Source organism: Streptomyces sp. DSM 116793, from assembly GCF_057320905.1.
The window spans coordinates 2254743-2276537 of sequence record NZ_CM170494.1; the positions used below are offsets into that span (position 1 = coordinate 2254743).

14 protein-coding genes are annotated in these 21795 nt (G+C 73.5%); 6 read left to right on the top strand and 8 right to left on the bottom strand.

What is annotated here, in order from left to right:
• Window positions 1–92 precede the first annotated feature (92 nt).
• Window positions 93–683 carry a biotin transporter BioY gene (locus tag ACSMXW_RS09390; RefSeq protein ID WP_485805162.1) on the bottom strand — a complete coding sequence of 197 codons (591 nt, stop codon included), beginning with the start codon at window positions 681–683 and terminating at the stop codon, window positions 93–95.
• A gap of 366 nt (window positions 684–1049) precedes the next feature.
• Here ACSMXW_RS09390 and ACSMXW_RS09395 point away from each other — a divergent pair, with 366 nt between their 5' ends.
• Entirely contained in the window at window positions 1050–2765 is a 1716-nt protein-coding gene (locus tag ACSMXW_RS09395; protein WP_485805164.1) for an amino acid permease, read from the top strand.
• A 223-nt stretch (window positions 2766–2988) separates the two neighbouring features.
• Here ACSMXW_RS09395 and ACSMXW_RS09400 read toward each other — a convergent pair whose 3' ends face one another.
• Window positions 2989–3618, bottom strand: a complete 630-nt coding sequence (locus tag ACSMXW_RS09400) for a mycothiol-dependent nitroreductase Rv2466c family protein (protein ID WP_485805166.1) — start codon at window positions 3616–3618, stop codon at window positions 2989–2991.
• Between the two features lie 339 nt (window positions 3619–3957).
• Here ACSMXW_RS09400 and pepN (ACSMXW_RS09405) point away from each other — a divergent pair, with 339 nt between their 5' ends.
• Complete coding sequence (pepN, locus tag ACSMXW_RS09405; RefSeq protein WP_485805168.1) at window positions 3958–6555, top strand: aminopeptidase N; 2598 nt, start codon at window positions 3958–3960, stop codon at window positions 6553–6555.
• Between the two features lie 386 nt (window positions 6556–6941).
• Entirely contained in the window at window positions 6942–8042 is a 1101-nt protein-coding gene (locus ACSMXW_RS09410) for a hypothetical protein (RefSeq protein WP_485805170.1), read from the top strand.
• Window positions 8043–8240: 198 nt separating this feature from the next.
• Here the strand turns inward: ACSMXW_RS09410 and ACSMXW_RS09415 are convergent, their stop codons facing one another.
• Both ACSMXW_RS09415 and ACSMXW_RS09420 read right to left on the bottom strand, forming a co-directional pair.
• Window positions 8241–10013, bottom strand: a complete 1773-nt coding sequence (locus ACSMXW_RS09415; RefSeq protein ID WP_485805172.1) for a TIGR03767 family metallophosphoesterase — start codon at window positions 10011–10013, stop codon at window positions 8241–8243.
• Between the two features lie 210 nt (window positions 10014–10223).
• Window positions 10224–10685 carry an NUDIX hydrolase gene (locus ACSMXW_RS09420; protein ID WP_485805174.1) on the bottom strand — a complete coding sequence of 154 codons (462 nt, stop codon included), beginning with the start codon at window positions 10683–10685 and terminating at the stop codon, window positions 10224–10226.
• A 275-nt stretch (window positions 10686–10960) separates the two neighbouring features.
• Here ACSMXW_RS09420 and ACSMXW_RS09425 point away from each other — a divergent pair, with 275 nt between their 5' ends.
• Window positions 10961–14317, top strand: coding sequence for a S8 family serine peptidase (locus ACSMXW_RS09425; RefSeq protein ID WP_485807913.1), 3357 nt, complete (start codon window positions 10961–10963; stop codon window positions 14315–14317).
• Between the two features lie 472 nt (window positions 14318–14789).
• Window positions 14790–15821: an aspartate-semialdehyde dehydrogenase gene (locus tag ACSMXW_RS09430; RefSeq protein ID WP_485805176.1), complete on the top strand. Its 1032-nt coding sequence runs from the start codon at window positions 14790–14792 to the stop codon at window positions 15819–15821.
• Between the two features lie 104 nt (window positions 15822–15925).
• On the opposite strand, the gene ACSMXW_RS09435 is transcribed toward ACSMXW_RS09430, so the two are convergent.
• The 3 genes from ACSMXW_RS09435 to ACSMXW_RS09445 form a co-directional block, all read right to left on the bottom strand.
• On the bottom strand, window positions 15926–16456 hold the full coding sequence (locus ACSMXW_RS09435; RefSeq protein ID WP_485805178.1) for a DUF1203 domain-containing protein: 531 nt from the start codon (window positions 16454–16456) through the stop codon (window positions 15926–15928).
• A gap of 68 nt (window positions 16457–16524) precedes the next feature.
• Window positions 16525–16872, bottom strand: coding sequence for a type II toxin-antitoxin system PemK/MazF family toxin (locus ACSMXW_RS09440; protein WP_485805180.1), 348 nt, complete (start codon window positions 16870–16872; stop codon window positions 16525–16527).
• The gene (locus tag ACSMXW_RS09445; RefSeq protein WP_485805182.1) at window positions 16869–17108 is read right to left on the bottom strand and encodes a ribbon-helix-helix domain-containing protein; all 240 of its coding nucleotides are present in this window, start codon (window positions 17106–17108) and stop codon (window positions 16869–16871) included. The genes ACSMXW_RS09440 and ACSMXW_RS09445 overlap by 4 nt, the downstream gene beginning before the upstream one ends.
• 102 nt (window positions 17109–17210) lie before the next feature.
• Between ACSMXW_RS09445 and pepN (ACSMXW_RS09450) the strand changes: the two genes are divergently transcribed.
• Window positions 17211–19790 (top strand): aminopeptidase N, encoded by a 2580-nt coding sequence (gene pepN, locus ACSMXW_RS09450; RefSeq protein WP_485805184.1) that lies wholly within the window; start codon window positions 17211–17213, stop codon window positions 19788–19790.
• A gap of 309 nt (window positions 19791–20099) precedes the next feature.
• Here pepN (ACSMXW_RS09450) and ACSMXW_RS09455 read toward each other — a convergent pair whose 3' ends face one another.
• Window positions 20100–21689, bottom strand: a complete 1590-nt coding sequence (locus ACSMXW_RS09455; RefSeq protein ID WP_485805186.1) for an FAD-dependent monooxygenase — start codon at window positions 21687–21689, stop codon at window positions 20100–20102.
• Window positions 21690–21795 lie beyond the last annotated feature (106 nt).

Here is a 21795-nt window from a genome sequence, read left to right on the forward strand (position 1 = left end):
GACTCCTCAGGGCACGGTCCCGCGCTCGACTCCTCAGGGCACGGTCCCGCGCCCCGTTCGGGGCGCGGGGAACCGGCCGGGGCCCTGTGCGGTCAGCGCTTGGTGAGGCGCCAGGCCGTGGGGAGGGCGCCCATGGCCAGGGCGGCCTTCAGGGCGTCGCCGATCAGGAACGGGGTGAGGCCGGCCGCTATCGCCTGGGTGGCGGACATTCCGGTGACGAGGGCCAGGTACGGGACGCCGACCGCGTAGATGAGCGCCGAGCCGACCACCATGGTGCCCGCCGTGCGCAGCACGGAGCGGTCGCCGCCGCGGCGGGCCAGCGCACCGGCCACGGTCGCCGCGAGCAGCATGCCGAGCACATAGCCGAACGAGGCCGCGCCCGCGCCGGAGGTGCCCTGCGCGAACCAGGGCATGCCCGCGACGCCGGCGAGCGCGTACAGGGCGAGCGCGAGGAAGCCGCGGCCGGTGCCCAGGGCCGTGCCGACCAGGAGGGCGGCGAACGTCTGGCCGGTCACCGGCACCGGCGAACCGGGCACCGGCACCGCGAGCTGGGCGGCCGCGCCGGTGAGCGCGGCACCGCCGACGACGAGCGCGGCATCGCGTACGCGCGCGCGTGCCGCGGACTGCGCGGGCAGCAGGTCGGCGAGGACACCGGGACGGGAGGAAACGGCAGCGGTACTCATCGGGGCTCCGCGGGGTCGAAGGGACATGCCGGGCGGGTGCGGGGAGGCCCGGACAGGGCGGGACATCCTGACGTTAACCCAGGCGGCTGCCGCCGATCACCATCAGTCGGCGACAAGGGCACACCATCCCGTTGGTACCTTCCACACAAAGGGCGCCGCCTATGCCTGTTCCCGCGTGACGCCCGTCACCAGGGCCCAGCCCGGTACCGGCGGCCGCGCGGGCGGGCACCCGGCGCCTGGCGGACTGTGGGTTCTCGCCAATTTCTTTCCCGGGTCTCCCCGCGGGCAGCCCCGGCGGGCGCCGAGCCGCTACCGTCGTCCCTCCGGCACCGCCTTCCCGTCCTCCCGATCGAAAGCGCTCGCCACATGGATCAGCAGCGGCCCGAAGGGCCCGCGAACGAGGCCGCCGGAGCCGCCCGGCCGGCCACCGCCGCCACCGCCGCTCCGGTGACCGGCACCGCACCCCGGGCGGCAGCACCCGGCACCCCCGCGCCCGCCGGGGTGCTGGCCCCCGAGGGGGAGCCGCTCGCCACCGGCCTGAAGCAGCGTCACCTCACCATGCTCGGCCTCGGCGGCGTGATCGGCGCCGGGCTGTTCGTGGGCTCCGGCGCGGGCATCGCGGTCGCCGGGCCCGGCATCGTCGTGTCGTACCTGATAGCGGGGGCGCTCGCGACCTGTGTGATGCGGATGCTGGGCGAGATGTCGGCGGCGCTGCCCGCGTCCGGGTCGTTCTCGGTGCACGCGGAGCGCGGTCTGGGCCGCTGGGCCGGGTTCACGGCCGGCTGGCTGTACTGGTTCATGCTGGTGGTGGTGCTCGCCGTGGAGGCGACGGGCGCCGCGCAGATCGCGCACGGCTGGCTGCCCGGGGTGCCGCAGTGGGCCTGGGTGCTGGTCTTCATGCTGGTCTTCACGGTGAGCAACCTGGCCGCGGTGCGCAGCTTCGGCGAGTTCGAGTTCTGGTTCGCGGCCCTGAAGGTGACCGCGATCGTGCTCTTCCTGGTGCTGGGCGTGCTGGCGATCCTCGGCCTGCTGCCGGACACGCACGCGGTGGGCCTGGAGAACCTCACCGGCGCCAGGGGCGGCTTCCTGCCGAGCGGCTGGGACGGCGTGGTGTCCGGCGTGCTCGCCGTCGTCTTCGCCTTCGGCGGCCTGGAGGTGGTGACCATCGCGGCGGCCGAGTCCGACGACCCCGCGCTGTCGGTGGCGGGCGCCGTGCGCAGTGCGGTGTACCGGATCGTCTTCTTCTACGTGGGCTCGATGCTGGTGGTCGTGACGGTGCTGCCGTGGACGGCGCAGAAGGCGGGGCTCAGCCCGTACGTGACCGTGCTGGACTCCATAGGGGTGCCGTCGGCGGCCACGATCATGAACATCGTGGTGTTCGTGGCGCTGCTGTCGGCGCTCAACGCCAACCTCTACGGCTCGTCCCGGATGGTCTTCTCCCTGGCCGAGCGCGGCGAGGCGCCCAGGGCGCTGCTGAAGGTCGCGCGGGGGCTGCCGCTGCCGGGCCGGGCGCGGAACGCGGAGCGGGTTGCCGCGGAGGGGTCTCGGCATGCGGCCACCGCGGGCGGGTCGGCACATGCGGCCACCGCGGGCGGGTCGGAGGCCGCGGCCACCGCGGGCGGCGGCCGGGTGTCCGGCGGGGGGACGTCCGGCGAGGCCGAGGGGTCCGGCACGGGCGTGCCGCAGCGCGCGGTGCTCGCCTCGGTCGTGTTCGGCTTCATCTCGGTCGTGCTCAATCTGAAGTGGCCGGACACGGTCTTCCTCTATTTGCTGAACGCCGTCGGCGCGGTGCTGCTCTACGTCTGGGCGCTCATCGCCGTCACACAGTTGCGGCTGCGGCGCCGCCTGGAACGCGAGGCGCCCGGGCGGCTGGTGCTCAGGATGTGGGCGTACCCCTGGCTGACCTGGGCGGCCCTCGCGGTGATGGCCCTGGTGCTCGGTCTCATGGTGCGCGACGCGTCCACCCGGCCCCAGGTGCTGTGGTCGACGGGTGCCCTGGTCGTGCTGCTGGCCGTCGCGGGCGTCCGCGAGCTCCGGGCGCGGCGCGCCCGGAGCTCCGCAGGGGACAGTGCCGGCGCCTGAGCCCCTTACGTGGGCCGGGGCCGGCCCCGAGGCAGGGGCCACGCACGAAAGGGGGCGCGGGGAACCGTGCCGGCAACCACCCACCGGCCGGTGGTCCGGATGCGACGCAGACCGCCCCTTCGGACGGTGACGACGCGACGCCACTCGTCGGGGCCGGTCACGCAGTTCCCCGCGCCCCTCGCGTGGGCCGGGGCGGAGCCCCGGAAGAAAGGGGCCGGAGGGGTCAGTCGAAGATCGGCCCCACCGTGCGGGTCCGCTTGATCTCGTAGAAGCCGGGGATCGAGGCGACCATCAGCGTGCCGTCCCAGAGCTGGGCCGCGGCCTCGCCCTTGGGGGCCGGGGTGACGACCGGGCCGAAGAACGCGACCTCCTTGCCCTCCGGTCCCGGCACCGCGATCACGGGGGTGCCGACCTCCTGGCCGACCTTGTCGATGCCGACCTTGTGCGAGGCGCGGAGCTGGGTGTCGTACTCGTCGGAGTCGGCGTAGTCGGCGAGGGAGGCGGGCAGGCCGGCGTCCTCCAGGGCGCCCAGGATGGCCTCCCGGGTGGGGCCCTCGCCGCGGTTGTGGAAGCGGGTGCCGAGAGCCGTGTAGAGCTTGCCCAGCACCTCCTCGCCGTGCTGCTCCTGGGCGGCGATCACCACGCGCACCGGGCCCCACGCCTTCTTCATGCCCTCCCGGTACTGCTCGGGCAGGGTGTCGAGCTTGGGCTCGTTCAGCACGGCCAGGCTCATCACGTGCCAGCGGACCTCGATGTCCCTGAGCTTCTCCACCTCGAGCACCCAGCGGGAGGTCATCCAGGCCCACGGGCAGAGCGGGTCGAACCAGAAGTCGACGGGAGTCTTCTCGGTCATCTTTCTCCTCATGAAGCGTGGGCTCATCACCGGCCGGGCGCCGGTCGGCGCACCTGCCGTACGGCTGATCATGCAGGTTGTCCGGCTCGTGGCACGGCTCCCGGGCCCGGGACCCCGCACGGGTCGTCTTCCCCTCAGCGGCAACACCACAGGTCACCCGCGTCATTCCCGCTGTGCGGCGTCAGTGGTCCGTGGCAAGATCGGTCCCTGTCCGCACCCCGTGCGCGTCCCGGCCGCGTACGTCCGCAGCGGTGAGGTCGGAGCCGGCAGGGCGTAAGAGCCCCGCGAGAGTCCGCATTCACGCCAAGCGAGCCACTGAGCCCCTAAGGAGTGCCGCACGTGCCCGGTGAGAACCTGTCCCGCGACGAGGCCCGGGAGCGGGCCGCCCTGCTGTCCGTGGACGCGTACGAGGTCGCGCTCGACGTACGCTCCGCGGTGGACGCGGAGCCGGGCGGCGGCGAGGACGCGGCGCGCACGTTCCGCTCGGTCACCACGATCAGGTTCCGCTGCGCCGAGCCGGGCGCCGGCACCTTCGCCGACCTGCTCGCGCCGAGCGTCACGGCCGTCTCGCTGAACGGCAGGGACCTCGACCCGGCGGACGTCTTCGACGGCAGCAGGATCGTCCTGGAGGACCTGGCCGCGGAGAACGAGCTGGTGGTCGACGCGCAGTGCGCCTACAGCCGCACCGGCGAGGGCCTGCACCGCTTCGTCGACCCGGAGGACGGCGAGGTCTACCTGTACACCCAGTACGAGCCCGCGGACGCCCGCCGGGTCTTCGCGGGCTTCGAGCAGCCCGACCTCAAGGCGCCGTTCCGCTTCGAGGTGACCGCACCCCCCGGGTGGACGGTCTGGAGCAACGGCACGGGAGAGCTGGTCGACTCGGTCTGGCGGTTCGCCGAGACCAAGCCGATCTCCACATACATCACGGCCGTCGTCGCGGGGCCCTACCACTACGTGACCGACTCCTACACCCGCACCCTGGACGACGGCACCACCCTGCGGATCCCGCTCGGCGCGATGTGCCGCAGGAGCCTCGCCCGGCACTTCGACGCGGACGACGTCTTCCTGATCACCAAGCAGGGCCTGGACTTCTTCCACGACCACTTCGGATACCCGTACCCGTTCGGCAAGTACGACCAGGCGTTCGTGCCGGAGTACAACCTGGGCGCGATGGAGAACCCGGGCTGCGTCACCTTCCGCGAGGAGTACATCTACCGCGGCCGGGTGACGCAGGCGGCGTACGAGCGGCGCGCCAACGTGATCCTGCACGAGATGGCGCACATGTGGTTCGGCGACCTGGTCACCATGCGCTGGTGGGACGACCTGTGGCTCAAGGAGTCGTTCGCGGACTTCATGGGGTCGTTCTCCATGGTGGCGGCCACCCGCTTCACGGACGGCTGGATCACCTTCGCCAACAACCGCAAGGCCTGGGCGTACCGCGCCGACCAGCTCCCCTCGACCCACCCGATCACCGCCGACATCCGCGACCTCCAGGACGCCAAGCTCAACTTCGACGGCATCACCTACGCCAAGGGCGCGGCGGTGCTCAAGCAGCTGGTGGCCTATGTCGGGCAGGACGCCTTCCTGGAGGGCGCCCGGCGGTACTTCAAGCGGCACGCCTACGGCAACACCCGCCTGGGCGACCTGCTGTCGGTACTGGAGGAGACGTCCGGGCGGGACATGACGGCCTGGTCGCGCGCCTGGCTGCAGACCGCGGGCGTCGTCTCGCTGACCCCGCAGGTGGTGCTGGGCGAAGACGGGCGCGTCGCGGAGCTGGCCGTGCTCCAGGAGGCCCCCGAGTCGCACCCCACGCTCCGCCCGCACCGGGTGCGCGTGGGCCTGTACCGGCGCGCCGATCTCGACGGGGTCGAGCCGGGCGCCCTGGTGCGCTACGCGAGCGCCGAGGCCGATGTGGAGGGCCCCCGGTCGGTGGTCGCGGAGCTGGCCGGCGCCGAGGCCCCGGAGCTGGTCCTCGTCAACGACGACGACCTCACGTACTGCAAGATCCGCTTCGACGAGACCTCCCTGGACACGCTCAGGGCGGGCCTCGGCGACGTGCTGGAGCCGCTGCCGCGCGCGGTGTGCTGGTCGGCGCTGTGGAACCTCACCCGGGACGCGCTGCTGCCCGCGCGCGAGTTCGTCGCCCTGGTGCTGCGGTTCGCGGGCCGGGAGAGCGACATCGGCGTGCTCCAGATGGTGCACGCCTGGGCGCGGTCCGCCGTGGCGCACTATGCGGCACCCGAGTGGCGCGAGGAGGGCGGCAGGCTGCTGGCGCAGGGCGCCCGGCGTGAGCTGCGGCTCGCCGCGCCGGGCAGCGAGCAGCAGCTCGCCTGGGCGCGGTTCTACGCCTCGGTGGCGGCCGACAAGTCCGACCTGGAGGTTCTGCAGGGCCTGCTGGACGGCAGCGCGGCGGTGGACGGCCTGGAGGTGGACCAGGAGCTGCGCTGGGCGTTCCTTGAACCGCTGACCGTGCACGGCGCCGCGGACGAGAGCGCCCTGGCCGCCGAGCTGGCGCGGGACGACACGGCGTCGGGCAAGCGGCACCAGGTGCGGTGCCTGGCGGCCCGCCCGTCCGCCCAGGTCAAGGCGGAGGCGTGGGAGTCAGTGGTGGAGTCGGACAAGCTCTCCAACGCCCTCGTCGAGGCGGTGATCGCGGGGTTCTCGCAGCCTTCGCAGCGGGAGCTGCTCGCGCCGTACACGGCGCGGTACTTCGAGGTGATCTCCCGGATCTGGGAGGAGCGGACGATCCAGATCGGGATGCATGTGGTGCGGGGCTTCTTCCCGTCGCTCCAGAGCGTGGCGGCGCTGGAGGCGGCCGATGCCTGGCTCGCGGCCCACGAGGACGCGCCGCCCGCGCTGCGGCGGCTGGTGCTGGAGTCCCGGGACGACCTGGGAAGGGCGCTGCGGGCCCAGCGGGCGGACGCGGCGGCGGGGTAGCGGGCGGGGCGGCGGGCGCCGCGGCGGGGCGGCGAACGCCGCGGCACTGCCCGGCGGGCGCGGCGACGGGCCGGGCACCGCGGGCCGGCCGCCGCAGCGCGGTGGCCGGCCCGGTGGCCCACTCGGGTGCCGAGACCCGGATCGTGAGCCGCACGGGCGCGGTGGCCCGCAGGATGGGCCGCACGGGCACGCTCGCCCGGCCGGGACCGTGGCCGGCCCGGGGCCGGTGGCCGCTCGGGCACGATGACGGCGTGGGCGGCGCCCCCGGAACGTCAACTTCCGCCTGACGGACACGCTTTCGGAGGTTCGGGGGGTGTTGTCTGGGTTTGTCGACGGGTTGGTAACAGCGGTTCGCCGGGGGCCCCGCGGTGGGGACATTGCCGGGCATGAGCCACAACAGCCCTGTATCCCCCCGGCCCTTGAGCCATCTCCGTCAGGCCCAGCGGCGGGTGCTCAGCACCGCGCAGCTCCGGGCGCACGGTGTCACGGTCGCGCAGGCGCGGGAGCGGTGCCGGCCCGGCGGCAGCTGGCAGCAGCTCCTGCCCGGTGTCTTCCTGCTCCACGCGGGGCCGCCGACCGGCGAGGAGCGGCTGCACGCCGCGCTGCTGTACGCGGTACGGCCGTCGGCGCCCGAGCCGCTGACCACCGTCCCCGCGCCGCAGGGGCCGCCGCAGGAGCCGGCTCCGCAGGACGCCCGGCCGGAGGTCTCCGCCGAGCCGCCCGGGGACGGCGAGGCGATGATCACCGGTCTCGCCGCCCTCGCCCTGCACCGGTTCGCGACCGCTCCCCCGCTGCCCGCGCTGGACCGCATCGACGTGCTGGTGCCGCGCACCCGGCGGCTGCGGTCGGCCTCCTTCGCACGGCTGGTGCGCTGCGCGCGGATGCCCGGCCCGCACCGGATCAGAGGCGTGCCGGTGGCGCCGGTGCCCCGGGCGCTCGCCGATGCCGTGGCGCAACTCGCCGACACCACCACCGTGCACAGGGTGCTGGCCGAGGCGGTGCACGGCGGACACTGCGACGTGGCCGACGTGGCCGCAGAGCTGCGGTGCGCACAGGTGCTGGAGCGGCCCCACGTGGCCGAGGCCGTGGAGGCGCTGCTCGGGGAGCACCGTCCGCTCGCCGAGGACCTGCTGTACCGGACGGTGCACGAGCACCATCTGCCCGAGCCGCTGTGGAACGTCGACCTCCAGTTGCCCGGCGGCCCGCACCTGGGCGCGGTGGACGCCTACTGGCCCGATCACGCGGTCGCCCTGGAACTGGACACCGAGGCGCCCCGGGCGGGCGGCGGGGACTGGGAGGAGGACGTGCTGTGGGCGGAGTTCGCGCGCCGGCGTGAGCACTTGGAACGGCTGGGCATCGTGGTGGTGCGGACCGCGCCGCGCGACCTGTGGGCGGCGCCGCGACAGCACGCCGCGGTCGTGCGCACCGCCCTCATGGCCTCGGCCGACCGCGAGCCCGCGGCCTACGTACGCGTACTGCCCCGCTGACCACACCGCGCGGGGCACGCACGCTCCCCGTCCCGGCACCCAGCCAGGGGCGCCGGGAACTGCGCGCCCAGGTCCCACCGGCCGGTGGTCAAGAACGAGACCGCAAGGGCCCGCCCCGGTGGCCCGCCGCAGGCACGTCGGGGCCGATCGCGCAGTTCCCCGCGTCCCCTTCAGGGTGCCGGGGCACAGCCCCAGCGCTCACTTCCGCAGCACCAGCTCCGTGTTGCGGTCGGCCGGGCCTCCCGCCAGGTCCGTCCGGGCGCCCGGCGCGTTGAAGGACAGTTCGCGGTAGAGCGCGGCGAGCCCGGCCGGCGAGAGGTCGGTGACGTCGGTGCGGTGCGGCGCGGCGGACTCTACGAGGGTCGTCAGCAGCGAGAGCGTGCCGTCATGGTTGTCCACCAGCTCGATCACCCGGGCGAGCTGCGGGTAGTCGACGTGGGAGGCGGTGGTGACCTCCCAGAACGTGCCGTGCGGCGTGATCTCGTTGCGGTGGCTGTGACCGTTGATCCAGGCCACCACCCGGGGATGGCGGCCCAGCAGGTCGACGAGTTCGGCTCCGCCGTGCCGGGCCTCGTGCGGACGGGCCGGGTCGGGGCGGAGGTTGTCCATCGTGGTGCTGGTGTGGTGGCTGAAGACCAGGACGTGCGTGTCCCGGTGCTCCTTCAGGGTCCGCTCCAGCCAGGCCAGCTGCTCGGCACCGATGGAGCCCTCGTAGCCGCCGCCCGGGTCGGTGGTGTCCAGGCTGATGCCGAGCACGTCGTCGGCGACCTGGAACGTGTAGTACTGGGTGCCCGCGGCGAGGTTGTCGGCGGTGTAGCCGTGGCCGGCGGGGCCGGGGCCGGTGTGGGCGGGGTCCAGGTGGGCCTTGACGTACTCGGCGGGCGTGAACGGCGCACGGGACGGATCGGGGGTGACGGTCCGCAGGTGCCGGGCCTGGTCGCGCAGCATCCGGGCCAGCACGGTACCGGCCGGGTCGGTGTCCTGGTGGATGCCGTTGTAGACCGCCTTGATCTCGGCCCTCGGCAGCGTGAACAGCTTCCGGTCGCCGACCGCGAACTCGGCCAGGTACGACGCGCCGTTCGCGTAGCAGCCGAGCGGGAGCGCGTCGTGGTTGCCGACCGTGGAGTACCACGGCAGGTTCAGGCCGGGGCTGCGCAGGGTGCGGATCGCGGCGTCGAGGAAGCCGGGCACCGCCGGGAAGCCGAGTTGCTTGTCCGCGTCGCGCAGGGCCGCGTCCTCGGGCTGCCAGTACAGCGTGAGGCCGCTGTCCTGCACGCCCTCGTAGCGGTGCGGGTCACCGGTGTTGGGGGTGATCAGGCCGCCGCTCATGGTCCTCAGGAACCAGTCGAGCTCGCAGCGGGCGTTGTTGTCGGTGTTGTCGCCGGTGGTCATCGCGAACCGCAGCGGGGTGCCGGTGACGGGGGCGCCGCGCAGTGCGTTGACCCGCTCCACCAGGGAGACGGCCCCGGCGACGGTGAGCGCCTCGTGCGGCCGCCAGGCGCTGGCGGTGTGCCCGCGCAGGTACTCCAGGCGCAGCGGGTGCTGCACATCGGCCAGGTGCAGGTCGGTGAGCTGGACGAACGCGGCGAGGGCGGTGCGCCGCTCCGCGCGGCGCGCGCCCGGCGCGGCCAGCTCGGTGCGGACCGTACGCGACCAGCCCGGGCCCGGGCCGAGCCGCCGGTAGCCGCCCCGGCCCGAGGGCGCGGCGACGGTGTCCATGGTGGTACCGGCCGTGTAGGGGCGCAGCGGTGGCGGCGGGGCCTTGCGGGAGTGGACGGCGGGCGCGGCGGCCGCACGGGCGGGCGAGGTGGCGGCCCCGGCCGTTCCGGTGCCGCCGAGGCCCACCGCACAGCCGATCCCGGCGCTCAGCGAGAGGCCGCCCGCGGCGGCGAGTACGGCGCGGCGGTCGACGGTCCTGGCGGCCGTGGTGGCATTGGTGGCAGTGGCGGCGACAGAGCGTAGGCGCGGCATGGCGCGGCCTCCCCGAGTGCTGACGCGTCGGAAACGGGCGCGGAGGGCTCGGGGTCCGAGCCTCCCGCTCGTACTCGATCGTTGGCACCGGGGGTGACCTGCGCGTTAACTCGACGGCAACGGCCAACGCCGATCCCCCGACGTGGATCTCGGCGGTGTCCCGTGGCCATGGAGTCCTTGTCCGCCGGAGGGCGAACGGTCACGGGGAGTTCATCCAGCGGGGTACCGGACCCTGCCGTCGGCGGGGCGCTCGCGCCAGAGGGCGAGGCCCACGTCGACCAGTTCCACCCTCTCCAGGGCGGCCACCTCCTCAAGGGGGTGCCAGGCGGCGAGGTCCGTGGAGCCGTCGGTCTCGTTGCGCAGCTCGCCGCCGGTGATCCGGCCCTCGTAGACGATGCGCAGCCCCTGGAAGTCCGCGGTGCCGCCGAGCCGGCGCGGGTACTGGCGGAGCATGGAGTGGACGCCGAGCAGGGCGACGGGGGTCACGGTGTACCCGGTCTCCTCGTCGACCTCGCGGATCACCGTGTCGTAGGGGCCCTCGCCGTGGTCCATGCCGCCGCCCGGCAGCGTCCAGCGCTTCTGGCCGTCGCGGCGGCTGACCCAGCGGGCCAGCAGTACCCGGCCGTCCCGGACGCACACCGCGTAGGCGGCGACTCTGAGTTCTTTGTGCATGGGCAGACGTTAGGGCCTGGTGCCCGGTCGGGCATCAAGGATGCCGCACCGGTCCGCCAGGCGGGCGCGGCCGTTCCCGCCGGGCGCGCGCGGGCGGCCGGCGGCGCACGGACGGCGACGGGTGCACAGGCCCGTATTGCGGCACGGTCTCATTTCCACTTGGCCAACTTCCGGCGGCTGAGCGGTGATTAGATCGGTTCGAGCGCTCATCCGGTCCCCACATACCGGACTTGGCGATCGATTCGATCCGTCAGCAGCAGGGATGCCGAATGAAGATGCATGATCCGCAGGACGCACCGGGATCCGGTGCGAGACCCAGACGCACGGCCCGTGTGGCCGTGGCCGCCGGCCTGGTGGCGGCGCTGTCCGCGGGCGGTCAGCTGCCCGCGGCCTTCGCGGCCGACGCGGGCCCGGACCCCGCCTCCGTGGCCAGGTCGGCCAGTGCGAAGCTCGGTTCCGCCGACGCCGATCTGCTGGCCGACGCCAAGGCGGCGGGCGAGAAGAACGTCACCATGATGATCGCGACCGCGCCGGGCGCCACCGGCGAGGTCGCGGGCCAGCTGGACGCCGTCAAGGGCGGCTCCGTGGGCCGGGTCTACGACAAGCTGGGCTATGTGCGCGCCACCGTGCCGACCGCACGGGCCGACGCGGCCATCAAGGCGGCCGAGAAGCTGTCCACGGTGCACGGCATCGACCTCCGCCAGGAGATCAAGCTGGACGACCCGCGGCCGGCCACCGACGGCGGTGCCAAGGGCACGACCGGCACCGCGGGCAAGGGCTCGGCCGCCGCGGGCAAGAGCGGCTACCCGGCCCCCGACGAGCACACCCCCGCCAGGAACCCGTACAACCCGTCCTTCGAGACCGGCGCCGTCGACTTCGTCGAACAGCACCCCAAGGCGGACGGCCGCGGTGTCACCATCGGCGTCCTGGACTCCGGCGTCGACATCGCGCACCCCGCGCTGCAGAAGACCACCACGGGCCAGCGCAAGATCGTCGACTGGGTGACGTCCACCGACCCGATCCTCGACGGCGACGCGACCTGGCGCCCGATGACGACCGCGGTCGACGGCCCCACGTTCACGTACGGCGGCGCGACCTGGAAGGCGCCGTCGGGCGGATACCAGGTGAGCGTCTTCAAGGAGTCCGCCTCGCTCGGCGGCGACGCGAAGGGCGACCTGAACCGCGACGGGGACACCACCGACTCCTGGGGCGTGCTCTACGACCCGGCGGCAGGCACCGTCCGCGTCGACGTGGACGGCGACCACGACTTCACGGACGACGCGGCCATGAAGCCGTACAAGGACGGCCACCAGGTCGGCCACTTCGGCACCGACGATCCCGCCACCGCCGTGGTCGAGCAGATCCCGTTCGTGGTGGAGATCCGCAAGGACGTCCCCATGGACCCGTACGGCGGCGACTGGGTCGGCAAGAAGGCCGACTTCGTCAACATCGGCGTCATCGAGGCCGAGCACGGCACCCACGTCGCGGGCATCACGTCGGCGAACGGCCTGTTCGGCGGGGCGATGAACGGCGCCGCGCCGGGTGCGCAGATCGTCTCGTCGCGGGCCTGCACCTGGACCGGGAGCTGCACCAACATCGCGCTCACCGAGGGCATGATCGACCTGGTGGCCAACCGGGGCGTGGACATCGTCAACATGTCCATAGGCGGCCTGCCCGCGCTCAACGACGGCGACAACGCCCGCTCCCAGCTGTACACGCGCCTCATCGACACCTACGGCGTGCAGCTGGTGATATCCGCGGGCAACGACGGCCCGGGCGTGAACACCATCGGCGACCCCGGGCTCGCGGACAAGGTGATCTCGGTGGGGGCCGCCATCTCCAAGGACACCTGGGCGGCCGACTACGGTTCGCAGGTGAAGACGCCGTACGCGATGCTGCCGTTCTCCTCGGGCGGGCCGCGTGAGGACGGCGGGTTCGCGCCGACGATCTCGGCGCCCGGTGCGGCGATCAACTCCACGCAGACCTGGCTGCCCGGCGGACCGGTCGCCGAGGCCGGCTACAGCCTGCCGCCCGGCTACTCGATGCTCCAGGGCACCTCCATGGCGTCGCCGCAGGCCGCGGGCGGCGCCGCGCTGCTGCTGTCGGCCGCGAAGCAGGCGCACATCGCGCTCTCCCCGGCGACCCTGCGGACCGCGCTGACGTCCACCGCGAAGCACATCCAGGGCGTGCAGGCCTACCGCGAGGGCGCGGGCCTCATCGACGTCGTCGGCGCCTGGAAGGCCATCGAGCGGGGCGCTCGGACGCACACGGCGGACACCCACTCCTTCACCGTCAAGGCGCCCGTGGACACGGTCCTCGCCGGGTCCCTCGAGACCCCGGGCCAGGGCGTCGGCGTCTTTGACCGCGAGGGCGGGCTCAAGACGGGCCAGGAGAAGGCCTACGCGGTGACGCTGACCCGCACCTCGGGGCCGGCCGGCACCATCCGCCACCGGGTGGGGCTGAAGAACGACGACGGCACGTTCCGCATCCTCGGCGGCGACTCGGTCGCCCTGCCGCTGCACAGGGCGGTGACCGTCCGCGTGGCGGCCCACCCGCGCTCCGCCGGGGTGCACAGCGCGATCCTGACGGTGGACGACACCCGTACCGAGGGCATCGACCAGCAGATCCTCACCACGGTGGTGGTCTCGCGGCCGCTCGCGGACCCGGCCTACACGGCCACGGAGTCCGGCTCGGTGCAGCGCAACGCCAGCCGGTCGTACTTCCTGACGGTGCCGGAGGGCGCCGAGAACCTCCAGGTGGCGCTGGGCGGCCTGGCGAAGGGCAGCCAGACCCGGTTCATAGCGATCCACCCGTACGGGGTGCCGTCCGACGACACGTCCACCCCGAGCTGCTACCCGAACTACGACAACCCGGACAACACCTGCCGCCCCGACCTGCGCTCCTACCCGGACCCGCAGCCCGGCGTCTGGGAGATCGAGGTGGAGGCCCGCCGCACGTCCCCGGTGCTGGACAACCCGTACCGGCTGGACGTCGCGGTGCTGGGCGTGAGCTTCGACCCGGCGGTGCAGACGGTCCCGGAGGCGAAGGCGGGCACGCCCGCCGCGGTGTCCTGGACCGCCACGAACGGCTTCGCGGCCGTCGACGGCACCCTGGCGGGCGGCGCGCTCGGCTCGGCGCGGTCCGCGCGGCCGACGGTCGGCGAGGGTGAGACGCAGACCACCGAGGTCGTGGTGCCGGAGGGTGCGGAGAGCCTCGACGCGGCCATCGGGGGTGTCTCGGACGCGTCGGCCGACCTCGACCTGACGGTCTACGACGCGGACGGGAACGTCGTCGCGCAGTCCGCGGACGGCGACTCCGAGGAGTCCGTGAGCATCGCGAACCCCGACCCCGGCACGTACACGGTCGAGGTCGTGGGCTACTCGGTGCCGTCCGGCTCGACGGAGTACGACTACCGGGACGTGTTCTACTCGAACTCCCTCGGCGAGGTCTCCGTCGATCCCACGCAGCACGTGAAGCTCGCGGGCGGTGCATCGGCCCCCGTCACCGCGGAGGTCGTCGCCAAGGCGCCGGCCACCGAGGGGCGGCAGCTCTTCGGCGAGGTGCAGCTGCTGAACGAGCGCGGCATGGTCGCCGGGACGGCGAGCGTGACGATCGGGAAGGTCACGCAGTAGCCGCGAACGGCATGATGGAGGGCGGGCGCCGTCGGGTGCCCGCCCTTTGGCGTGCCCCGCAGGAGCCACCGCCCGGCCCAGGGCGTCCCAGCGGCTCGGGGACCCGCGCGAGCCACCCCGACGAGACGCAGCCCCGCCACCGGCAACAGGCGCGCTCTTTGCCGCCTCCCGACCACGGACCGTGACCCGCACCGGTACCGGACCGGCACCACACCGCACCACACCGCACCGCACCACACCGCACCACACCGCACCACACCGCACCACACCGCCCCGCACAGGTACCGGACCGGCACAGACCCGGCAGCCGGGTCCACACGGTCCCGTGGCCCAGGTCACGTCGTCCCGACCGGCGGACAAACGATTGGACAGGTCACCCTCGGACATACGCATCATGGAATGGCCTTCAGACGGCTCGTGCGCCCGCCAGGGCGGGCGACCGGGCCATGACAGCGAGCAGAGGAGAGTCCCCGTGAGGGTCGGAATCGTCGGAGCCACCGGTCAGGTCGGCACGGTCATGCGCAGGATCCTCGCCGAGCGGGACTTCCCGGTGAAGGAGCTGCGGCTGTTCGCCTCGGCACGCTCCGCCGGCTCGACGCTCGACTGGAAGGGCACCGCGGTGCCGGTGGAGGACGCCGCCACCGCGGACTACACGGGGCTGGACGTGGTGCTCTTCTCGGCCGGCGGCGCCACCTCCAAGGCGCTCGCGGAGAAGGTCGCGTCCCAGGGCGCCGTGGTGATCGACAACTCCTCCGCGTGGCGCCGCGACCCCGACGTCCCGCTGGTCGTCTCCGAGGTGAACCCGCACGCGGCGGCCCACCGTCCGAAGGGCATCATCGCCAACCCGAACTGCACCACGATGGCCGCGATGCCCGTGCTGAAGCCGCTGCACGCGGAGGCGGGCCTGGAGGCCCTGGTGGTCGCGACCTACCAGGCGGTGTCCGGATCCGGCCTCAAGGGCGTCGCCGAGCTGCACGACCAGGCGCAGCAGGTGGCCGACAAGGCGGACAGGCTCACGCACGACGGCACCGCGGTGGACTTTCCCGAGCCGTCCGTCTACAAGCGGCCCATCGCCTTCAACGTGCTGCCCTTCGCCGGTTCGCTCGTCGACGACGGCCTCGGCGAGACGGACGAGGAGCAGAAGCTGCGGCACGAGTCCCGCAAGATCCTGGAGATCCCGGCGCTCAAGGTCTCCGGCACCTGTGTGCGCGTGCCGGTCTTCACCGGGCACTCCCTCCAGGTGCAGGCCCGCTTCGCCCGCCCGCTGAGCGTGGCGCGCGCCTACGAGCTGCTGGCCACCGCGCCCGGCGTGGAGTTGTCGGAGATCCCCACCCCGCTCCAGGCCGCGGGCCGCGACCCCTCGTACGTGGGCCGGATCCGCACCGACGAGACGGTGGAGAACGGCCTCGCCCTCTTCGTGTCGACCGACAACCTCCGCAAGGGGGCGGCGCTGAACGCCGTGCAGATCGCGGAGCTGGTGGCGGCGGAGCTGTCGGCCGCCTGATCGCCTGAGCACCTCACCGCCTGGCCGGTAAGGGGCGGCCTCCACGGAGGCCGCCCCTTACCGTGTCCGGCATCGCTCCCCGCGTCAGGGCCTGCGGACCTCCGTCAGGGCCTGCGGACCTCGAAGTGGAGGCAGCCGTACTCGACGGCGCGGACGTGCACCAGGGCGACCTGCGGGTCGGCGAAGGCCTCGTCGAGGGCCGCCTCGAAGGCCGCCACGGCGTCCTCGGGGATCTCCAGCAGGCGGCCGCCGACGATACGGCCGGCGGTGTCGTACCGGCGCAGGGTGCGCAGGGCTCCGGTGCGGGTGAAGGGGTAGCCGTACGGTTCGGCGGCGGGGCCGTCGCATGGCTCGGCGTGGATGAAGACGGGGCCCTGCTCGTCGTAGGCCCCGGGCCGGGCGCCGGTGGCCGCGGCCCAGCGCCTGAGCGGGGCGTAGGAGACGAGGGCGATGCGCTCGCCACGCTCGATCGGCTTCAGGCAGCAGCGCAGCGGGCTGCCGGCGTCGTCGCCGGTGGCGGTGTACGGCGCACAGGGGCGCCCGGCGTCGTCGGTGCGGCGCAGCTCGGCCAGGGCGGCCGACTCGATGGCGCGGGGGGTGTGGGCGAGGCGGGGTGCGGTGGGTGCGGTGGTCATGCACTGAGCATCCGCCGGGGCGGGGTGGCGTACCGGCGGATATCGGACGTGGAGTCCCGGTAGCGCTCTCAGAGGGCGAGCTGTCTGCGGAGAGCCGCGTCGATCTCCGCCAGCGCCTTGGCGGGGACGGTCCCGATCGGGTGGCGAAACCTGCTGAGGTCCAGGGCGCGGATCTGCTCGCACTGCGCCTTGGAGTCCCGTTTCAGTCCGCAGTCCCCTGCTTCGAGCAGTACCTGGAACGGCAGGACCTGCGTGGTGTTCGATGTGATGGGGACCACGGCGAGAATGCCCCGGCCCCCGCGGGTAGCCGCGCGGTTGGCCGCGTCATTGGTGACGAGCACGGCAGGGCGCAGCTTGTCGGCCTCGTGGCCCCGGGCGGGTTCGAGGTCCACGAGCCAGATGTCGCCGCGCTTCACTGATCAGACCAGTCCTCGTCCGTGATGCCGTCCCCCACGGTCCTGTCCCAGGATTCGGCTTCCCCGCTCGCGTACCACTCGTCCCAGGCCGCCAGGTACTCATCCTCCAGCTCGGCGTCCCGGAGCATCTGGATGGCGGCGTGGATCACGGCGGACCTGGAGCCCGCGTCCTTCTTCTCGCCGTACTCGTCGACGAAGGAAACATCTTCCTCCGGCAGACTCACACTGATCTTCATACCCCGTATCCTACCGGCCTTCCTACCCATAGGCCACCTCGGACGACGCCGCCGACGTGGAAGGATGACCGGAAAGGCTCTGACCCACGAGGAGATGACCGAGTGCCTGGCACCAATCTGACCCGCGACGAGGCCCGGCAGCGCGCGAAGCTGCTCACCGTCCACACGTACGAGATCGACCTCGATCTCTCGGGCGCGCAGGACGGGGGCACGTTCCGCTCACGCACCACGGTCCGCTTCGACTCCGCGGAGGCGGGCGCGGAGACCTTCATCGATCTGGTGGCGCCCGAGGTCCTTCAGATCGTCCTGAACGGCGAGGCGCTCGACCCGGGGACCGCCTTCGCCGACTCGCGCATCACGCTGCCCGGCCTCCGGGAGGGCGGCAACGAGCTGACGGTCGTCGCCGACTGCGCGTACACCAACACCGGTGAGGGCCTGCACCGGTTCGTCGACCCCGTGGACCGGCAGGCGTACCTCTACACGCAGTTCGAGGTGCCGGACGCGCGCCGGGTCTTCGCCAGCTTCGAGCAGCCGGATCTCAAGGCGACCTTCCAGTTCACGGTGCGGGCGCCGGAGGGCTGGAAGGTGATCTCCAACTCGCCGTCGCCCGAGCCGGAGGACCTCAAGGACAACGTCTGGGTCTTCGAGCCCACGCCGCGCATCTCCACGTACATCACCGCGCTCATCGCGGGCCCCTACCACGCGGTGCACAGCGTCTACGAGAAGGAGGGGCGGCGGGTGCCGCTCGGCATCTACTGCCGCCCCTCCCTCGCCGAGTATCTGGACGCGGACGCCATCTTCGAGGTGACGCGGGTGGCGTTCGACTACTTCCAGGAGAAGTTCGACTACCCGTACCCGTTCAGCAAGTACGACCAGCTCTTCGTGCCCGAGTTCAACGCGGGCGCCATGGAGAACGCCGGCGCGGTCACCATCCGCGACCAGTACGTCTTCCGCTCGAAGGTGACGGACGCGGCGTACGAGATGCGGGCCACCACGATCGTGCACGAGCTGGCCCACATGTGGTTCGGCGACCTGGTCACCATGGAGTGGTGGAACGACCTCTGGCTCAACGAGTCGTTCGCCACCTTCGCGGAGGCCTCCTGCCTCGCCGAGGCGCCGGGCTCGCGCTGGCCGCAGACGTGGACGACCTTCGCGAACTCCATGAAGACCTGGGCGTACCGCCAGGACCAGCTCCCGTCCACGCACCCGATCATGGCCGAGATCAACGACCTCGACGACGTGCTGGTGAACTTCGACGGCATCACCTACGCCAAGGGCGCGAGCGTCCTGAAGCAGCTGGTGGCGTACGTCGGCCAGGACGAGTTCTTCCGGGGCGTGCAGACGTACTTCAAGCGGCACGCGTTCGGTAACACCCGGCTGAGCGACCTGCTGACCGCGCTGGAGGAGACCTCGGGGCGCGACCTGAAGTCCTGGTCGAAGCTGTGGCTGGAGACGGCGGGCATCAACGTCCTGCGGCCCGAGATCGAGACCGACGGCGAGGGCGTCATCACCTCCTTCGCCGTCCGCCAGGAGGCGCCGGCGCTGCCGTCCGGTGCCAAGGGCGAGGCGACGCTGCGCCCGCACCGCATCGCGATCGGCTGCTACGAGCTTCAGGACGGCGACGGCGGTCCGCGGCTGGTGCGCACGGAGCGCGTGGAGCTGGACGTCGACGGCGAGCTGACCGGCGTGCCGCAGCTGACGGGCAGGCCGCGGCCCGCGGTCGTCCTGCTCAACGACGACGACCTCACGTACGCCAAGATCCGGCTCGACGACGAGTCCCTGAAGACCGTCGTGGCGCACCTGGGCGACTTCGAGTCCGGCCTCGCGCGTGCGCTGTGCTGGGCGGCGGCCTGGGACATGACCCGGGACGCGGAAATGCCCACCCGGGCCTACCTGGACCTGGTGCTGTCCGGGATCGGCAAGGAGTCGGACATCGGCGTCGTCCAGTCGCTGCACCGCCAGGTGAAGCTGGCGCTCGACCTGTACGCCAACCCGTCCTGGCGGGAGGCGGGCCTGACCCGGTGGACCGAGGCGACGCTCGCGCACCTGCGGGCCGCCGAGGCGGGCAGCGACCACCAGCTCGCCTGGGCGCGGGCGTTCGCGGCGAGTGCGCGGGGGCCGGAGCAGCTCGACCTGCTCGAGGCGCTGCTGGAGGGCACCCAGACCATCGAGGGCCTTGCCGTCGACACCGAGCTGCGCTGGGCGTTCGTGGAGCGGCTCGCCGCCGTGGGGCGGTACGACGAGGCGGAGATCGCCGCGGAGTACGAGCGCGACAAGACCGCGGCGGGCGAGCGGCACGCGGCGACGGCGCGCGCGGCCCGGCCGACGGCCGAGGCGAAGGCCGAGGCGTGGGAGCAGGTCGTGGAGTCCGACAAACTGCCGAACGCCGTCCAGGAGGCGGTGATCGCGGGCTTCGTCCAGACCGACCAGCAGGAGCTGCTCGCGCCGTACACCGAGAGGTACTTCGCCGCGGTGAAGGACGTGTGGGACAGCCGCTCCCACGAGATGGCCCAGCAGGTCGCGCACGGGCTGTACCCCGCGGTGCAGGTCGAGCGGGCGACGCTGGAGGCGACGGACGCGTGGCTGGAGTCGGCCGGGCCGAGCGCGGCGTTGCGGCGCGTGGTGCTCGAGTCGCGCGCCGGCGTGGAGCGGGCCCTGCGGGCGCAGGCGGCCGACGTCTAGCCCCGACCCCGGCCCGGGGCACCCCCTCGCGGGTGCCCCGGCCTCTGGGCGCCCCCGGCCTCTGGCGCCCCCGGCCTCTGGCGCCCCCGGCTGGGGCGCGGGGCCGGGGCCCTTTGCCACCGGCCGGTGGTGCCCTGTCGCGCGGTTCCCCGCGCCCCCCTTGTCGGGCGCTGCCCCTTGCGGTCTCGTCCCCGGTCACCCACCGGTGGGACCTGCCGCGCGGTTCCCCGCCCCTGGAGTACGGGGCGAGCGCCCGAAGGGGTGCGCGAGCAGCCACGACGGGCCCTCGGCGGGCTCCGGAGGCGACGCTCACGGGGTGGTCCCCGGCCACCGGTCGGTCAGCGCGGCGGCGAGCGCCGCCGGGTCGGGGGAGTCCGCGGCCCAGGCCGCATAGCCGTCCGGCCGCACCAGCACCGTGGTGCGGTGCCCACTCGCCCAGTGCACCGGCACCACCCGGTCCGCGTGGTCGCCGGCGGAGGTGCCCGCGGGGCCGATCAGCACGAAACGGCCGGCGCGCAGCGCCTCGTGGAGGCGGCCGCCGCCGGCCAGCCGGACGTCCGGCACGCGCCGGCCGGTGAGCGGGTGGCTGCCGCGCGGGGCCCGGTACGCGTAACCGATCCCGGTGATCTGCCCGACGAGCCGGGACCGGGCGGGGCGGGCCACACGGAGGAACGCGGTGAGCGCGGCGCGCGCGGCCAGCGTCCACGGCCGCTTGGCCATGGCGAGCCGGACGAGCCCGCCGCTGCTGCGGAGCACGGCCCTGCCGACCGGGTGCCGTTCGGCCTGGTAGCTGTCCAGGAGCGCCTCCGGCGCCCGTCCCGCCAGCACCTCCGCCAGCTTCCAGCTCAGGTTGGCGGCGTCCTGAAGGCCCGTGTTCATGCCCTGGCCGCCGGCCGGGGTGTGCACGTGCGCGGCGTCCCCGGCCAGGAAGACCCGGCCCACACGGTAGGCGGGGGCCTGGCGTTCGTCGCTGTGGAAGCGGGACATCCAGCGTGCGTCGTGCATGCCGAAGTCCTGACCGAGGGCGAGCCGGGTGATCTCCCGGACCTCGTCCAGGCCGAGCGGCGCGGTGTCGGGCACGTTGTGGCCGCGGTGCCAGCCGATGACCCGGTGGTACCCGTCCCCGAACGGCGCGAGGAAGGCGAAGGCGTCGCCGACCGCGTTCACGGTGAGCAGGTCCTTCGGCGGCCGGGCGAGCCGGACGTCCGCGAGCACCACCGAGCGGATGACCGACCGCCCGGGGAACGGCAGTCCCACGGCCTGCCGGACCGCGCTGCGCAGCCCGTCCGCACCGACCGCGTAGGCGGCGCGCAGCGCGTCCCGCCGCCCGCCGGGGCCGCGCACGTCCAGCGTGACGCCGTCCGCGTCCTGGTCGAGCCCCGTCACCTCCGTCTCGTGCGCCAGGCGCGCCCCGGCCGCGACCGCGCGCCGCAGGAGCGCCTCCTCCACCTCGTACTGGGGGAGGACCAGCAGGAAGTTGTAGCGGGACGGGAGGGTGTCGAGCCGGATGGTCAGGCGGGTGAACAGGCGCAGGCTGTCCAGCGGGCGCCCCTTCGCCACCAGTTCGTCCGCGAGGCTCCGCGTCCCCGGGGCGACCGGGGCGGCCGGGGCGGCCGGAGCCACCGGGCCCTGCGCGCCGTCGGTGGGCGCGGGGGCGGCCGGCCGGGTGTCCAGTTGCTCCAGGGTGCGGGCGTGCAGCACAAAGGCGCGGGAGAGGTTGCTGATGCCGGGGGCGCGCTTCTCGACCAGGGTGACGGGGACCCCGGCCGCCGCGAGGTCCCCGGCGAGCAGCAGTCCGGTGGGGCCGGCGCCCACGACGACCACCGAGCGGTCGGGGGCGTCGGGGCCGGCGGCGGCGGAGGGGGCGGGCTCGTGCTCGGTTCCGGTCGTGCCGTTCATCACATCCTCCTGAGGGCGACGGTGCCGACGGCGTCGACGGGCGTGCAATGCGCCGATGGCCTCGATCGCGCCGCTGGCGCGACGCCCGTCCGGTCAACGCCCACGG

Coding starts and splice junctions, on each gene's coding strand:
- ACSMXW_RS09390 (WP_485805162.1), bottom strand. CDS start 683: ATGAGTACCGCTGCCGTTTCCTCCCGTCCCGGTGTCCTCGCCGACCTG.
- ACSMXW_RS09395 (WP_485805164.1), top strand. CDS start 1,050: ATGGATCAGCAGCGGCCCGAAGGGCCCGCGAACGAGGCCGCCGGAGCC.
- ACSMXW_RS09400 (WP_485805166.1), bottom strand. CDS start 3,618: ATGACCGAGAAGACTCCCGTCGACTTCTGGTTCGACCCGCTCTGCCCG.
- ACSMXW_RS09410 (WP_485805170.1), top strand. CDS start 6,942: ATGAGCCACAACAGCCCTGTATCCCCCCGGCCCTTGAGCCATCTCCGT.
- ACSMXW_RS09415 (WP_485805172.1), bottom strand. CDS start 10,013: ATGCCGCGCCTACGCTCTGTCGCCGCCACTGCCACCAATGCCACCACG.
- ACSMXW_RS09420 (WP_485805174.1), bottom strand. CDS start 10,685: ATGCACAAAGAACTCAGAGTCGCCGCCTACGCGGTGTGCGTCCGGGAC.
- ACSMXW_RS09425 (WP_485807913.1), top strand. CDS start 10,961: ATGCATGATCCGCAGGACGCACCGGGATCCGGTGCGAGACCCAGACGC.
- ACSMXW_RS09435 (WP_485805178.1), bottom strand. CDS start 16,456: ATGACCACCGCACCCACCGCACCCCGCCTCGCCCACACCCCCCGCGCC.
- ACSMXW_RS09445 (WP_485805182.1), bottom strand. CDS start 17,108: ATGAAGATCAGTGTGAGTCTGCCGGAGGAAGATGTTTCCTTCGTCGAC.
- ACSMXW_RS09455 (WP_485805186.1), bottom strand. CDS start 21,689: ATGAACGGCACGACCGGAACCGAGCACGAGCCCGCCCCCTCCGCCGCC.